This is a genomic window from Silicimonas lutimaris, assembly GCF_047314965.1.
GTDB lineage: Bacteria > Pseudomonadota > Alphaproteobacteria > Rhodobacterales > Rhodobacteraceae > JAVJUV01.
Genome location: NZ_JBLBVK010000028.1, coordinates 1 through 15,244 on the forward strand (window position 1 = coordinate 1; position 15,244 = coordinate 15,244).

The 15,244-nt window shown below is 62.3% G+C and carries 17 protein-coding genes; 7 read left to right on the forward strand and 10 right to left on the reverse strand.

Annotated features, from left to right (window positions below):
* The coding region (locus ACKLNI_RS01895; RefSeq protein ID WP_413717297.1) for a calcium-binding protein at positions 1–2,059 on the forward strand (2,059 nt) is incomplete at its 5' end.
* Between the two features lie 160 nt (positions 2,060–2,219).
* Here ACKLNI_RS01895 and ACKLNI_RS01900 read toward each other — a convergent pair.
* Positions 2,220–3,131 (reverse strand): tyrosine-type recombinase/integrase, encoded by a 912-nt coding sequence (locus ACKLNI_RS01900; RefSeq protein ID WP_413717298.1) that lies wholly within the window; start codon positions 3,129–3,131, stop codon positions 2,220–2,222.
* A 23-nt stretch (positions 3,132–3,154) separates the two neighbouring features.
* On the opposite strand from ACKLNI_RS01900, the gene ACKLNI_RS01905 reads away from it, so the two are divergent.
* Positions 3,155–3,412 (forward strand): helix-turn-helix domain-containing protein, encoded by a 258-nt coding sequence (locus ACKLNI_RS01905; protein ID WP_413717299.1) that lies wholly within the window; start codon positions 3,155–3,157, stop codon positions 3,410–3,412.
* 151 nt (positions 3,413–3,563) lie between these two features.
* On the opposite strand, the gene ACKLNI_RS01910 is transcribed toward ACKLNI_RS01905, so the two are convergent.
* From ACKLNI_RS01910 to miaB, 5 genes are all read right to left on the reverse strand, one after another.
* The gene (locus ACKLNI_RS01910) at positions 3,564–3,824 is read right to left on the reverse strand and encodes an HGGxSTG domain-containing protein (RefSeq protein WP_413717300.1); all 261 of its coding nucleotides are present in this window, start codon (positions 3,822–3,824) and stop codon (positions 3,564–3,566) included.
* Positions 3,808–4,533, reverse strand: coding sequence for a hypothetical protein (locus tag ACKLNI_RS01915; protein WP_413717301.1), 726 nt, complete (start codon positions 4,531–4,533; stop codon positions 3,808–3,810). Before ACKLNI_RS01915 ends, ACKLNI_RS01910 begins: the two co-directional genes overlap by 17 nt.
* A 301-nt stretch (positions 4,534–4,834) precedes the next feature.
* Complete coding sequence (locus ACKLNI_RS01920; protein ID WP_413717302.1) at positions 4,835–5,047, reverse strand: YgaP family membrane protein; 213 nt, start codon at positions 5,045–5,047, stop codon at positions 4,835–4,837.
* Positions 5,048–5,204: 157 nt separating this feature from the next.
* Entirely contained in the window at positions 5,205–6,215 is a 1,011-nt protein-coding gene (locus tag ACKLNI_RS01925; protein ID WP_413717303.1) for a PhoH family protein, read from the reverse strand.
* Between the two features lie 162 nt (positions 6,216–6,377).
* A complete protein-coding gene (gene miaB / locus ACKLNI_RS01930; protein WP_413717304.1) occupies positions 6,378–7,682 on the reverse strand; it encodes a tRNA (N6-isopentenyl adenosine(37)-C2)-methylthiotransferase MiaB in 1,305 nt (434 codons plus the stop codon).
* 112 nt (positions 7,683–7,794) lie between these two features.
* On the opposite strand from miaB, the gene ACKLNI_RS01935 reads away from it, so the two are divergent.
* A complete protein-coding gene (locus ACKLNI_RS01935) occupies positions 7,795–8,658 on the forward strand; it encodes a hypothetical protein (protein WP_413717313.1) in 864 nt (287 codons plus the stop codon).
* A 6-nt stretch (positions 8,659–8,664) separates the two neighbouring features.
* On the opposite strand, the gene ACKLNI_RS01940 is transcribed toward ACKLNI_RS01935, so the two are convergent.
* From ACKLNI_RS01940 to ACKLNI_RS01950, 3 genes are all read right to left on the reverse strand, one after another.
* Complete coding sequence (locus ACKLNI_RS01940) at positions 8,665–9,870, reverse strand: enolase C-terminal domain-like protein (RefSeq protein WP_413717305.1); 1,206 nt, start codon at positions 9,868–9,870, stop codon at positions 8,665–8,667.
* Between the two features lie 68 nt (positions 9,871–9,938).
* The gene (locus ACKLNI_RS01945) at positions 9,939–10,574 is read right to left on the reverse strand and encodes a hypothetical protein (protein ID WP_413717306.1); all 636 of its coding nucleotides are present in this window, start codon (positions 10,572–10,574) and stop codon (positions 9,939–9,941) included.
* Entirely contained in the window at positions 10,574–11,560 is a 987-nt protein-coding gene (locus tag ACKLNI_RS01950; RefSeq protein WP_413717307.1) for a 2-hydroxyacid dehydrogenase, read from the reverse strand. Before ACKLNI_RS01950 ends, ACKLNI_RS01945 begins: the two co-directional genes overlap by 1 nt.
* Positions 11,561–11,681: 121 nt before the next feature.
* On the opposite strand from ACKLNI_RS01950, the gene ACKLNI_RS01955 reads away from it, so the two are divergent.
* From ACKLNI_RS01955 to ACKLNI_RS01965, 3 genes are all read left to right on the forward strand, one after another.
* The gene (locus ACKLNI_RS01955; RefSeq protein ID WP_413717308.1) at positions 11,682–12,176 is read left to right on the forward strand and encodes an SH3 domain-containing protein; all 495 of its coding nucleotides are present in this window, start codon (positions 11,682–11,684) and stop codon (positions 12,174–12,176) included.
* 109 nt (positions 12,177–12,285) lie between these two features.
* Positions 12,286–12,768 (forward strand): hypothetical protein, encoded by a 483-nt coding sequence (locus ACKLNI_RS01960; RefSeq protein ID WP_413717309.1) that lies wholly within the window; start codon positions 12,286–12,288, stop codon positions 12,766–12,768.
* Entirely contained in the window at positions 12,765–13,430 is a 666-nt protein-coding gene (locus ACKLNI_RS01965; protein ID WP_413717310.1) for a hypothetical protein, read from the forward strand. The genes ACKLNI_RS01960 and ACKLNI_RS01965 overlap by 4 nt, the downstream gene beginning before the upstream one ends.
* Before the next feature lie 7 nt (positions 13,431–13,437).
* Here ACKLNI_RS01965 and ACKLNI_RS01970 read toward each other — a convergent pair whose 3' ends face one another.
* The gene (locus ACKLNI_RS01970) at positions 13,438–13,911 is read right to left on the reverse strand and encodes a BrnA antitoxin family protein (protein ID WP_413717311.1); all 474 of its coding nucleotides are present in this window, start codon (positions 13,909–13,911) and stop codon (positions 13,438–13,440) included.
* A 299-nt stretch (positions 13,912–14,210) separates the two neighbouring features.
* Here ACKLNI_RS01970 and ACKLNI_RS01975 point away from each other — a divergent pair, with 299 nt between their 5' ends.
* Positions 14,211–15,212, forward strand: a complete 1,002-nt coding sequence (locus ACKLNI_RS01975) for an ABC transporter substrate-binding protein (RefSeq protein ID WP_413717312.1) — start codon at positions 14,211–14,213, stop codon at positions 15,210–15,212.
* Positions 15,213–15,244 lie beyond the last annotated feature (32 nt).

Genomic DNA, 15,244 nt, shown 5'->3' on the forward strand with positions numbered 1-15,244 from the left:
GAAGGCCGCGCTCGACCACGACCTCGTTCAGGGCGAGAACATCCTCACCCTCAACCTCGGCGGCGCCATGACGGCGACCGACTTCGACGGCGACACCATCCCCCTGTCTGACGACGCCATCGTCGTGACGGCTATCGATGATGTTCCGTTGGACTTCGATCCGGATGCAAGTTTTGTCCGCAACAGCGGAGACGAACTGCTTATGGGCTTCAATCTCGAGTTCGATGAGGTGGCGGGCCAGGATGGCCCGAAATCAACGGACGCGGTGGTCTTCGACAGTGCAATCGATGGAAATCAACTGTTCGACAAGGACGGCGCAGCCGTCACCTCTGGCGGCGATCCCGTCTATCTGAACCTCGACGCCGAGGGAGACAAACTCTTTGCCATGGCGCAGAGGACGATCACGGGTACCGCTGTCACGCCCGCCACCCTTCTGACCGAAAGCGTGACGATCACATTGGGTGATGACGAAGTAACGGCGAGTGCAGGAGCTGAGATCAACTCCATTCTGGGCACTCACGGCGACCTCGTCATCGGCATCGATGGCGACGGGAATCTGTACATCCAGAGCATCGATCCGGACGATGCATCCCTTGTTGTCAGTGGTTTGACCGATTTCGGTATTTCCGACGACACGTACGACGTCTTCGAAACGGTGTTCACGATCGAATTGACCGAGACTGATACCTACAATGTGCAGACGTTCCTGCCGCTGGATGACGGTACGACAAGAGCATCGATCGACATTTTCGACAATGCAGAGAACCCTGGGAAATACCTGTTCAATCTCTTGGACAATGTTGAAGTCGGATCTGTGACACTGGACGTCCTGGTCTCGGGTTCCGACGGCCCGGGTTCGATTATCGCATCGAACATTTCCCAGCAGGGAACGGGTGTCGCGAGCCAGGGTGTGGGTGAGGACGAGTCGATCATCTTTGACTTCGGCGTCAATTTCACCCGCTCGAATATCGGCCCGAATACGGGGAGTTTCTGGTCGTCTGGGCCGGTGGCCCTGAATGATGCGTCGATCGAAATCTCGCAAACGAACCCCGATGGACAGGGGGCGGTGATCCAGCTCGAGGCGTCGAACCCAGACTTCAACTTTACGTCTTCGGCCCCGTTTACACACACTGACAGTACCGAAATTGACGAGTACCTGGGCACCGACGCAGATCGCGTTGCGATCACAAAGGTATTCCTCAATCCGGTCGCCGACGAGTTCTACGCACTCACAGACTACGCAAGTGGAACTTCGCTCGATGGTGGGGCGCACTACATCTACTACGAAGTCGATCCGGGGGATGGCTTAGTCTACTCGGTCTACATCACTGGCGTCATCGAAGGTGATGTCATCGGGATCGGCAGCGACGAGACGTTCACGCGTTTGACGGCGACGAATGGATCGGATGATACAGTTCCGGGAGGCGGTACCGATACGGAATTTGGCGGCACCACCTTCTCGGACGGGGATTATGCCAATACCTTCGACATCTCCGACCTGGCATTCCAGATCGATGGCCAGCAGGGAGACCCGATCGAGATGGCTTTCCCGGTTATCGGTGAAGATGCCGACGGAGACCAGTCCAATGGTGTCATTGACCTGACCATTCTGCCAGCCGACACCAACAACATCGTCGGGACCAACGGAAACGATACACTTCCGGGAACCGAAAGCGATGATTTCGTTGTTGGAAACGCGGGCAACGACACACTTACCGGTGACTTGGGCAACGATACTCTCATTGGGGGAACTGGAGCGGATGAGTTCGTATTCCTCACCGACAACGACGGAGTAGATCAGATCTTGGATTTCGAATCTGGCATCGATGACCTCCTCTTCATCGATGCTGGGTTTGGAGGTGTATTGTTCGGCATCAGCAGTGACGAGTTCATCTCGGGCGCTGGGGTGGACGACACTTCGGCTGCAGGAGACCATCTCTTGTTCAATACGTCCAACGGATATCTCTACTTCGATGCCGATGGTTCGTCGGGCGGCGCCATCCTGATCGCCACAATAACGGGGGACGATGTTGTCTTTACGGACATCATCATCGCCTAAATGATCAGCAGCCCGGGCTATCAGCGACAGCCCGGGCTGACAAATCTCTGGTTAGGAATTAATACCTTAGACTGTACCACTTACCGGTGCGGTGGTGGGTTTCCATGTGAAGACTTTTCCAATGTCTCCCGATCCTGTCGACGCTAGAGTTTGAGCGCGTTCACGCCCAAACATTGTGCTCCGCCTTCTCCAAGTACCGCGCGAGGATATTCACCGACTTCCAGCCCCCAGCCCGCATGATTGCAGCCGTGTCGTATCCAGCGCAAAGCAGGTCCTGCGCGGCGCCGACGCGCATGGAATGACCACTGAAGGCGTCGATCTCGTTGGCCGGCAGTCCGGCACGACGCGCCGCGGTCTTGATCAGGCGCTTGACTGTTGTCGTCTCCAAGTCGCGGTTGATCGCCTTCCCCTGGTAGATCGGGCAAAAGAGCCAGGGGATGTGAGGCCCGCGCCAGTCAAGCCACTCCTCGACGAGCCTTGCGGTTCGCTGCGACGTAAAAGCCAACCGCCCCTCGCCGAACGGGTCCGATTTGCTGCGCCGGATCAGAACCCGGAGCGTCCCGTCGTCGCGTGTCTCAAAGTCATCGGTTTTGAGAGCCACGAGTTCCGAGCGGCGGGCCAGCAACTCGTATCCAAGCGAAAGCATGGCGCGGTTTCGGAGACCCCAGGGCGTGTCGGGTTCTCCAGCGATGAAATCTTCCAGGTAGTCCCGCGTCAAACCCTTGGCCTGTTTCGGCCGCACAGCATGGCTGCGCCAGACGCGCCGGAAAGCCAGGTTGATCTCTTCATCATACGTTGGGTCCGGAAGGCGCAGCAGACGATGTATCTTCCGGATCGCATAGAGGCGCCGGCGGACGGTCGAGGGGGCTTTTTCTTCTCCTTGAGATTCCAGAAACCGGCAGAGGGTCTCCACCGAGGCGGGAAAAGCGCTGCACCCGTTGTCCTGGCACCAGTCGACAAACGCCTGAACGTCGGCATAGTAAGAGCGTATTGTCGACGGCGCATAGGCGCCCTCGAGACGAGCAATATGGCTTTGCCATTCGGGAGGTTCAGGATGCAGCTTACGTCTCATTTAGTGGCATATTTTATGCCACTATGACAACTAAGGCAACAGGAGCTCAGCTTCGTGCTGCAAGAAACGCCCTAGACTGGTCAATTGAAGAGCTGGCCGAAAAGTCCGGCGTTTCTGTGAGAACGATCATTAGATATGAACAACATGATGAAGTTCCTCCAACCAGGGGTGGAAACCTATACTCGCTAATAGCAGCTCTTGAAGCCGCGGGCATCGAGTTCATCGGGTCCCCGGAAGATGGCCCCGGCATACGGATCCATTCCGCATCCACGAAATCCTGAACCAAGTTCTAGGGGGGCTTTGAGAAGACCCATCTCCGACGGTTTTACAAACCAAAAAATCGCCAGGTCAGACCAGGCGGCGCAGGAAGATCACGCGCCCGCGACGCCGGGACCTGCAACACTCTCGATGCCGATCTTCAACGCCGTCATCTCAGAGATCGTCGAGTATCTCGCGCGTCCGTTTCGTCAGTTGACGCACGAGCGCGCGCATGGCCCGCGCCTCTGCTGTATGGAGCCCGTGCTTGAGCGCATTTCGATTGCCCTTCGGCGCGCCCGAGCCTTTCGCGCCACCATGCATGCGACAGCGCCCCTTACCGGACACGGCAGGCGCCTGGCAGGGCGTGCCTTTTCGCGTTCTCGCGCCACACCGCGGGCTCAATCGCATGGGGCCAGTATTACGCGGGTGCGTCATCGTCGTCGAACTCGATCCCTTCGTCTTTGAGAAAGTCCAGAATCATCTCGGCGTGGAGTTTTGGGTCATGTCTCGGGGAAGGTGGTCCCGGATGACCGATTTGCCCTCGTCGCTGCCGAAACGCCCGCTCTATGTCGAGGAATAGCCGTGACATTTTCTGTGCCAGTCCCATAGCTTGCGCTGCGAGCTCCGGTGACGTCCCGGGCGCGCTCATCCGGGCAAAGCAGGTCATGCTGGCCATGTGACTGGCGATGAGCTGCATGAGCAGCATGCGCTCGATGTCGTCTTGCGGCCCGAGCTTCAGGAGCATCGTCAACGCCTCCCGGCGGAGCGCCGCTCTCAAATGTGCATCCAGCCCCGGCGGCATCGGCAGCGCCGCAAAGAACTCCGTGAGGTGATGCACGACAAGCACTTTTGCGTCTTTGGGGCTCGAGAGAAGAGACAGCCCGGTTAAGCGCTGCGCTGCCATCCGGATCAAGAAGGCCTCATCTTCAAGTCGACGTTTTGCATCGGCATCCGCCTGTTCATTGCGATGCGCGAAGGTCCTTTTGAGGAGCTCAAGTGCTTTTCGTTCCTTCGGAGAGAGATCATCGCCTGCGTCCGCGGCGTCCTCGGCCGCAGCCGGCCGCTCGAGCTCGAGGACCTCAGGGCTCGGGATGATCTCGTGGTCGGGTTCTTCCGGATGGTCGGGGTCAGGGGCGCGAGACATAAGATCACCTCATGGTGTCTGGGTATTGTCTCCTCCCTTTGTCTTCGCACTATATATGGTGCCTCGATCTCCGGCAAGCCCCGGGAAGGCCCTGATTTCTACTGTGCATGGGGTTGTTCTCGCGTTTTGATCACGCCCCTCCCCGGCCCGGACCAAACTGCACAACTCAAGGGTCCCGGACACCCCCGTCTATTTTTCTCTATTCAAGACGCAAATGCCCGATAACGTGCAACCGCCGCTGAAGATGCGACGGGACAGATCCAAACTCTCGGCATCCTGAGACTAGCGCCGAATGCCGGGCTCAGCCTGGCTTGGCAAAGCCTTCCTTGGTGGGCAGCCCCATCTTCTTCAGGGTCATGACCACAGGACAGACGCCCGTGAAGGAGGCCTGGATCAGATGGGCGCCCAGGATACCCGTCAGCCAGAGCCAGTTCAGGTTGTGGTAGACAGCAAGCAGGACGCTTGCGAGCACGAGTGCGCCAACGATGAGCAAGATCGCACGTTCAACAGTCATAACCAGTCCTCCAGTCAGTCTTTTCAAAGATATCAGGCCATAAATCAGATCTCAAAATCAAACCAAAAGTTTGACCGCAAAGAACTGCAGGACAACGCACCAAGGCCAGTCTCGCTACCCCCTCTGCCGCCGCGATGAACGCCCGAGACTTGCGCCTCTATTGTGCGTCCGCGTCGTAAGCCTCGATGATCTTGGCCACCAGCGGATGGCGCACCACGTCCTTCGAGGTGAAATAGTTGAAGCTGATTTTGTCGATCCCCTTGAGCAGCCGCTCGGCGTCCCTCAGGCCCGATGTCACGCCCTTGGGCAGGTCAACCTGGCTGCGGTCGCCGGTGATCACCATCCGGCTGCCCTCGCCCAGACGGGTCAGGAACATCTTCATCTGCATGGTCGTCGCGTTCTGCGCCTCGTCCAGAACCACAAAGGCGTTCGACAGCGTGCGGCCCCGCATGAAGGCCAGCGGCGCGATCTCAATCCGCTTTTCCTCGATCAGCTTGGCCACCTGCTTGCCCGGCAGGAAATCATTCAGCGCGTCGTAGAGAGGCTGCATGTACGGGTCGACCTTCTCCTTCATGTCGCCCGGCAGAAAGCCCAGCCTTTCACCGGCTTCCACCGCAGGCCGGCTCAGGATGATCCGGTCGACATGCCCGCCGATGAACATGTTCACGCCCACGGCGACGGCCAGGTAGGTCTTACCGGTGCCTGCCGGTCCGATCCCGAAAGCCAGCTCGTTCTTGAACAGAGCACGCACATAGGCCTTCTGCGCCTCGGTCCGGGGCTCGACCAGTTTCTTGCGCGTCATGATCTCGACACGCCCGCCCTGAAACAGCTCCATCTGGTCGGCGGGGCTACCGCCGACATCCTGGGTGCTGCCACCCATGCGGATCTCGGCGTCGATATCCCCGGGCGTTATCTCGCGGCCCGCTTCAAGCCGCGTGTAAAGCGCCTGAAGGACTTCGGCCGCCTTGGCCACGGACCCGGCCTCGCCAAACAGCGCAAGCTGGTTGCCCTGGTGCACGATCTGCACGCTCAACGCTTCCTCGATCTGCGCGAGGTTGCGGTTGAACTCTCCGAATAACTCGATGAGCAGGCGGTTGTCGGGAAATTCGAGACGCGTCTCTTGTACGTCTTCGGGCTTGGTCGGCGGGGTCAGCGCGCTTATGGCCAAATAGAATAACTCCGGATTTCGAGTGCCACTTACAAAGCCATGCTGCCAAGGGATTCAGCCCCGTGCAAGCACATCTCGGCGGATTTCACCAAACTGTCACGAGATATTGCGGTCTCTCATCGGAAGGTCCAGCGGAATCGCGACGCCTGCTTTGGAAACGTGTCAAATTTCTCCGGCCAGAGAGTTACTGTTCGAAGCAACGATACGAACCGGCAGGATATCGCCCGCCGAAACGCCATCCGTGTGCACATGAACCGCGTGCAGATACTCCGACTTTCCGACCATCTGGCCCGGCAGCCGCCCGGGTTTCTCGAACAGCACCCTGACCTCGCGGCCCAGCATCGCGTCCTGCACCTCGCGCTGCTGTCGCGTCAGAAGTGCCTGCAATTCCTGCAGACGCGCGTCCTTCACGTCCTCGGCCACTTCTTCTCGCTCCGCCGCAGGCGTGCCCGGACGCGCGGAATACTTGAAGCTGTAGGCCTGGCCATAGCCGATCGTCTCGATCAGAGACATCGTGTCCGCGAAATCGGCATCGGTCTCGCCGGGGAATCCCACGATGAAATCGCCCGACAACAGGATATCAGGCCGCGCGGCGCGAATGCGCTCGATCAGCCGGACATACTGCTCTGCCGTATGCTTGCGGTTCATCGCCTTCAGGATGCGGTCCGATCCTGACTGCACCGGCAGATGCAGATAGGGCATCAGCTTGCCCACCTCGCCATGCGCCGCGATCAGCGCATCATCCATGTCGTTGGGATGCGAGGTCGTGAACCGGATCCGCTCCAGCCCGTCGATCTCTGCCAGATCGCGGATCAGCCCGGCCAGCCCGCCCTCGTGCCCATGATAGGCATTCACGTTCTGTCCCAAGAGGGTGATCTCGCGCACGCCACGCTCCACAAGATCGCGCGCCTCGCTCATCACCCGTTCGGCGGGCCGCGAAACCTCGGCCCCCCGCGTATAGGGCACCACACAGAAGGCGCAGAACTTGTCGCAGCCCTCCTGCACCGTCAGGAACGCCGTCGGCCCCCGCGCAGCCTTGGGGCGGCTCGCCAGATGGTCGAACTTGTCCTCTTCGGGAAAATCGGTATCGAGCGCCTTCTCGCCCGACCGCGCCTTCCGCTCCAGCTCCGGCAGCCGGTGATAGCTCTGCGGTCCAACGACCAGGTCCACCATGGGCTGACGCGCCATGATCTCGGCGCCTTCCGCCTGCGCCACGCATCCCGCGACGCCGATTTTCAGATCCGGCTTCGCCTCCTTCAGCGGCCGGAACCGGCCCAGCTCGGAATAGACCTTCTCCGCCGCCTTCTCGCGGATATGGCAAGTGTTCAGCAGGATCATGTCGGCGTCTTCCGCCGTCTCGGTCCGCACATATCCCTCGCCACCCAGCTGCTCGGCCATACGCTCGCTGTCGTAGACGTTCATCTGGCAGCCATAGGTCTTGATAAACAGCTTTTTCGGCGCGGACATCGGCTCGCTTCCATTCCCGGGATCAGCGGGCGTCCTACACGGGCGGGACCTTCTTGCCAAGGGGAGAGAGCCCGTGGCATCGTCCCGCGGCAACGCAGGAAACAGGGGCAGGATGCAGGTCGAGGGGCTGAAAGAACTGATCGCGTCGGGCAGTCTCAGGGCTGCCCCGGGCCCGGTCGCGGCGATCATCGCCGAGGACGAGGCCGAGGTCGCCGCCACGTTCCGCCACCACGCCGACAAGGGGTTCCGCACCCTCCTCCTCTTTGCGCCCCGCGACCTGACGCCGGACGGCCCCCTGCCCGATGGCGTAATCCGCGTCGATTTCCCGACCCGCGCGCCCGACACCGCGCCCACCATCGTCAACGCGCTGGTGGATGCCCTGCCCCCCAGGACATGGCTCTACTACGGCTACAACGCCGAGTTCCTGTTCTATCCCTTCGCCGAGACGCGCAGTGTCGGAGAAGTGCTGACCTTCCATGCCGAAGAGCGCCGCGACGCGATGCTGACCTACGTGATCGACCTCTATGCGGGCGATCTCTCCGGCGCGGACGATGCCGTCTCTCTCACCGACGCCTGGCTCGACCGGTCCGGCTACTATGCCCGCGCCCGCCAGGGCGAAAACGGCCCGCTCGAACGACAGCTCGACTTTCACGGCGGCCTGCGCTGGCGCTTCGAAGAGCATATCGATCCCCGGCGCCGCCGCATCGACCGCATCGGCCTCGTGCGCACGAAACCCGGCCTGCGGCTCCGCGCCGATCACACCTGGTCCGAGCCCGAGCTGAACACCTACGCCTGTCCCTGGCACAACAACCTGACGGCGGCGATCGTGTCGTTCCGCACCGCAAAGGCGCTCCGCACGAACCCCGCCAGCCGCGACGCCATCGACGGGTTCCGCTGGCACAACTCACAGCGCTTCGAATGGCAGTCTCAGCAACTGATGGACCTCGGGCTGATGGAGCCGGGCCAGTGGTTCTGATCGGGCCTAGCCCCCGAACACGTAACGGCCGGTCGCGCGCGCGTTGATGAACTCCCAGTCATAGACAACGCCCAGCCCCGGCCCGTCGGGCACGCCGACCGTCCCGTCGGCGTCGATGCTCTCCAGCTTATCGCTATAGCCGCAGGCATAAACCGGCGGGATCGAATTGGGGCAATCGGGATGCACCAGCGCGATCTCGTAGTAATTCGTGTTCCGCATCGCGCTGACCACAGCGCGATGCGCCGGACCGGGTGCATGCACCTCGCAATCGATGCCCAGCGCCTCGGCCAGGTGCGCGATCTTCATCGCCCCGGTGATGCCCATGTCGTATTCGGGATCCGACCGCAGGAAATCCGTGCCACCCGCGATCACGAAATCCGCCTTCGGCTCGACGCCCCGGATATGCTCGGTCTGAAGGATCGGCGTCACGATCTTCTCGCGCAGGATGCGGTGCGCATGGGCGCTGGTTCCCGCGTCCCGGAACGGATCCTCGTACCACAGGTACCCTGCCTCGTCGCAGGCCCGGCCCACATAGATCGCATCCGCCAGCGTGCGCAGTTCGCAGGCACAATCCAGCATCAGGTCCATGCCGTCGCCCGCGGCCTTGCGCACATGCAGGACGTTCTCCGCCTCCTCGCGCCGGTCGCCTTCGTGCCAGCCGTGGATCTTGAAGGCCCTGTAGCCCATTTCCCGGCACTGCACCGCGAAATCGCCGAATGCCTCCTTGCTGTCCAGCCCGCCATTGCGGTCGCCGTGATAGGTCGAGGCATAGGCCGGCAGGCGCTTGCGATAGCCCCCCAGCATCTTCGCGACCGACGTGCCGTACTTCTTGCCCGCCAGGTCCCAGAGCGCGATGTCGATCGGCCCGTGCCCCATGTGGTCGTACTGCCGCAACTCGCGCTTCATGTCGTCGTAGAGACCCTCGCGCGCCTCGGCATCCCGCCCGATCAGCCCCGGCGCCAGCATCAGCGACTGGCCCAGCGCCGAGCGCGTGCCGACGTAATGCGTCACGTATTCACCACGGCAGCCGTCCGCGGTCTCGATCACCACGGCATAGCGCGACATGGTGGCATGCTGGCCGGGCGCGTACTCGATCGCGCCGCCCGGCGTGCCTCCGCTGTGCTCCGTATCCGTGCCCTCGGGCACACCTAGGTTCTTCACGTCGAAATTGAATTCCACGATTTCGACACGCGATATGATGGATTCGCTCATTGGCCCTCACTCCCCTGCCGGGAATGATCCGCCAGACGCGCCCGCTTCACAAGACCCGGCCGATGCGCCTAACGCGCCACCGCCGCCTCGAAATCGGCCACCGGCAATACCGGCTCCAGGATCGCGCGCAACTCGGCGCGGCGCGGGTGGTCTGGATTGGCGACGGTGAAGCAGACGAAATCCTCGACGATCGCGGCCTGCTGCTCATAGCCGAATGCATAGAAGACCGGCGCCTCGCCCGAGGCCGAGAAATAGGGATCGGCCAGACGCCAGCTTTCCGCCACGGCCCGCGCGGGGCTATAGCCCGTCACCGCCCGGTTCTGCCACTGCCAGACATGGGTCAGCTCATGAGCCAGCACGATGGCATTCGGGAACCTGAGCCCCTTCGGCCAGCCCAGCGCCATGTCCGAGGAGTAAAGCTCGCTGTCGAAATGCATCCGCTCATACAGCGCGAAAGCCTGGGGCGGCTGCGCACCCCTCGGCTGCGGCGTGCGCACGCAGGCCTTGTCGGTGCCCCGCACGACCGTCAGCGAGGCAGGCACCGTCCGGTAAAGCGGCGCCAGTCCCAGCCCCTGGCTGATCGTGACGTCCGAGGTGTCCAGCGTCTCGCCGAACAGGTCCTTCGCGAACCGCTCCTCGGTCTCGGTCAGCGGCCGCGCGCAGGCGGCCAGCAGCAACAGGGCGACGACTGCAAAACTGCGCATCACAACATCGACGGCACCACGAGGTCAGGCGGCCGGTGCCCGTCGTCGAATGTCTTGATGTTGATGATTACCTTCTCGCCCATCTCGGTCCGCCCCTCGATGGTAGCCGAGCCCATATGCGGCAAGAGCACCACGTTCGCCAGCTCCCTCAGGCGCGGATTGATCTCGTGGCCATGCTCGAACACGTCCAGCCCCGCCCCCGCGATCTCGCCCGCGCGCAGCATCCGCGTCAGCGCGTTCTCGTCGATCACCTCGCCCCGGCTGGTGTTGACGATCACGGCCGACGGCTTCATCAGCTTCAGCCGCCGGGCGTTCATCAGGTGAAAGGTCGACGGGGTATGGGGACAGTTGATCGACAACACGTCGATCCGGGTGACCATTTGGTCCAGACTCTCCCAATAGGTCGCGCCAAGTTCGTCCTCGACCTCGGGGCGCAGCCGCTTGCGGTTGTGATAGTGCACCTGCATCCCGAAGGCCGCCGCCCGCCGCGCCACCGCCTGCCCGATACGGCCCATGCCCAGGATGCCCAGCCGCCGCCCGCCGACGCGCCCGCCCATGTAGGCCGTGGGCGCCCAACCGGCCCACTCGCCCTTCTGCATGACCGCCAGACCCTCGGGGATACGGCGGATCACCGCCAGGATCAGCGCCATAGTCATGTCCGCCGTGTCCTCGGTCACGACGCCCGGCGTGTTCGACACGAGAATCCCCCGCTGCCGGGCGGTCTGCACATCGATATGGTCGATCCCCGCCCCGTAATTCGCGATCAGCTTCAGCCGGTCGCCTGCCTGCGCCAGCAGGCCCGCGTCGATCTGGTCCGTCACGGTCGGCACCAGCACATCGGCCGTTCTCATTGCCGCGGCCAGTTCGTCGCGGCTCATCTTCGTATCGTCCGTGCGCAGCCGCACATCGAACAATTCCGACATCCGGGTTTCGACAGACTCGGGCAGGCGTCGCGTGACCACCACACTCAGACGCTTGTCGGGCATTTGGATGTCTCCTCATGTCTTCCATTGGGCCGCGGTTGCTGGCAAAGTGACAAGGAACCGGACGCTGCACAAGAGACGGCAGATCTCGAATGCGTGCGGAACACGAAAACGGGCAGAAGACATGATCAGAGCAGCAGGCATCGCAACGATTCTGAGCCTTCTTCACGGCGTGTCCTCCACGGCCGCCGAACGCGGCCCCGTGACCAACCTTCCGATGCCACGTTTCGTCTCGCTGAAAGCGGACGAGGGCAATGCTCGGCGCGGCCCGTCGCTGTCGCATCGGATCGACTGGGTCTTCACCCGCCGGAACATGCCGCTCGAAGTGACCGCCGAATACGGCCATTGGCGCCGCGTTCAGGACCGCGACGGCCAGGGCGGCTGGGTCCACTACTCGCTTCTCTCCGGCGTGCGCCACGTCATCGTCGAGGCCGACCTGACCCCGATGCGCGTCAAGCCGGGCGCAGAAAGCCCCGTGAACGCCTATGCCGAGGCCGGCGTCGTCGCGCGGCTGGAGGACTGCTCGCTCGACTGGTGCATGATCGAAGCGGACAGCTCCAAGGGCTGGGTCGAAAAGCGCCGCCTCTGGGGCGTGAAGCCCGAGGAAGTCCGCGACTAGGCCAGCCTTCCCCGCTCCGGCACCGCAACGGCTCTGTTGCGCCAATGGCCACCCAGGGTCATACTCCTCTTGCGGAATACGCGCCCGGCCCGGCCGGAGAGGGGATGACATGACACCAATCGCGCAAGCCTCGGCCATAGCGGCGATCGTGCTGGGGACAGGCGCGGCGACCGTTACGGTGCTGAATGAAGACATCGCCGACATGGCGGTTCCCGATGGCCCCTGGGAACCGGGCATTGGGCTCGATGGCCGTATCTTTCATACGACAGACAGGGTCGAGGAGACCGGTGAGATCCTGAACGACGAACTTCATTTCAAGGACGGCCGGTTCCAGTCGGTCATGTGCCAGCAGTACTGCGATTTCGGCTGGTCCGAATATCAGACCTGGACCGAAGGCGAGACGATCCATTTCACCACGACCACCACCTGCCCCGATGCGCCGCACTCCGTCGTCTGGTACGGAACCGTCACCGGCGACCGGATCGACTTCGAGGGCACCTGGACAACGCGCCGCTGGTACTGGACACGGCAGATCAACGTCTCGGGCACCGGATCGCCGACGCCCCCCGATGCGCCTGCGGCGTCGGGGTGAGCAAACCTCCCGAACCCGTCATGCACCTCGGCCCGGCAGGCATCGCGCTGCGCGTCGCCGTACTCCTGGCTCTTGTCGTGGCTGCCACGTGGGCATCCCACATGGTACGGGATGCGCTTGACCTTCAGATCACGCCCTCGAACGAGCAACAGGTGCATCGCGTCGTCATTCTGGGGTCGATCGCCTATGTTGGCCTCCTGGCCCTGCCCTTCGTCCCCGGCGCCGAAATCGGCCTTGCGATGCTGACCGCGTTCGGCGCCTCCATCGCACCACTGGTCTATTGCGCGACGGTCCTGGCGATGCTGCTGTCCTATCTGGTCGGCCTGCTCCTGCCTGTCACAGTTCTGGTCCGGATGCTCACGCTGTTCAGACTGCGCAAAGCCGCCGACCTGGTATCCAGGGCCGCCCGCCTCCCTCGGCAGGCACGCGTCGAAGTGCTGCTCGAAGGCGCGCCGCCCCGCGTGGTCACTCTCGCCCTGCGCCACAGGTATGTCGCACTGGCTCTTGCCGTGAACACCCCCGGAAATGCCGTGATCGGTGGCGGCGGAGGCATCATGTTGCTGGCCGGACTAAGCGGCATCTTCGCGCCCCTGCCCACGGCCTTGTCGATCATGATCGCCGTATCTCCGGTGCCCCTTGCCGTGGCGCTTTTGGGGGCATGAGCGCCCATCAGCCCTTCACATCGAAGATACGATCCATCCACACCAGGTCCGCGCCTCCTTCGGCCAGGAAGACCTCGCGGTGCCTGCGCCAGATGTCGCCCAGTTCGTCCGGCAGGCGTTCGCGCAAAAGCACGTCGACCTCATCCTGCATCGCGCGCTCCCGCTCGATTTCGCCGATGCGCATCTGCGCATAGGTGGCAAGGATGCGGTTCATGCGCGCCTGGTAGCCTTTGCCCATGGCGCGATAGAACCGGGCCACCGAGGCGTCGATGCGCAGCGTGAGCTTCACCTTTTCCTCTTCGCAGTCGATGTCCTGTTCCAGCGTCGCCCATGCCTCTGGCACCCGCGTCTGCACCTTGCGCCAGATCTCGGCGTCGCTGCCCCCGCCGTCCAGCAACCGGTCAAGCCGGGCGCGGGCCATGCGCGCGGCTCTGGTATTGGTGAAGCGGGCGGGCGGTTCGGAGGGTGCGGTTTCGGTCATGCATGCATCCTGCTGACCTTTTGTTAAGGATATCCAAGCACGGCGTGCGCCCTTGCCATACGTTTTGCCGACGCTCCGCCGATGTATTGCCGACCAACCGCCCTTGAACCGGGGACAGAAGGTCAAACTTAAGAATTCCGACCGAAAATCCGGCAAAATAGTTGCTCATTGCTCAAAATATCATCAAAGCTATCCGGCGAGATGGGGCTCAAAACCGACGAACTGGTTTTCCCCCCGACCAAAAGAGACAAGGTGTTCGGTTGAACGAAACACCGCATGACAGAGGAGATTGCTGCCCCATGTTTCACCGTGCCATTTTGGCCGCCGCCGGCATGTTCGCCGCCACGCTGGCCCACGCTCAGACCCAGGTTCCCTTCGCGCTGGACTGGAAATTCGAAGGTCCTTCAGCACCTTACTTCCTGGCCATCGACAACGGCCACTTCGCCGCCGAAGGTCTCGAGGTCACCATCGAGGCCGGTTCCGGCTCGGTCGAGACGATCCCGAAAATCGCCACCGGCGCCTTCCCGATCGGCTTCGGCGACATCAACTCGGTGATCAAGTTCCTCGACCAGAACCCCGGCGCGCCCGTCACCGCTGTCATGATGGTCTATGACAAACCACCGTTCGCCATCGTCGGGCGCAAGTCGCTTGGCGTCTCCGAACCGAAGGACCTCGAAGGCAAGGTGCTCGGCGCTCCGCCGCCAGACGGCGCATGGGCGCAATTCCCTGTTTTCGCTAAGGAAACCGGTCTCGACGTCAGCGCGATTACGGTCGAACCGGTCGGCTTCCCGACCCGCGAACCCATGCTCGCCGAAGGCAATGTCGCCGCAATCACCGGCTTCTCTTTCTCGTCCGTCGTGAACCTGAAACGCCTCGGCGTCGCCGACGACGACATCTCGAACATCCTGATGGCTGACCACGGCTTGCAGCTTTACGGCAACGCTATCCTGGTCAACACCGACTGGGCCGCCGCGAACAGCGCAACGGTGGAAGCCTTCCTTCGGGCTGTCGCCAAGGGCTGGCAGGACACCATCGCCGACCCAGCCGCCGGGATCGAAGCGCTGGTCAAGCGCAACCCGGCCGCCGACAAGGCGCTGGAGCAGGAGCGTCTGCAGATGTCGATCGACCAGAACGTCGTGACCGACTGGGTCAAGGCAAATGGCATGGGGGGCATCGATTCAGCCCGCATGGAAGCCGCGATCGAGCAGCTGGGTCAGACCTACACCTACCAGAACACGCCTGACGCATCGCTTTACTTCACCGATGCATATCTGCCCGAAGGCGGTTTCAAGATGAACTGATGATCGGCGCGCAAGCGCGCCGACCCGGGGGG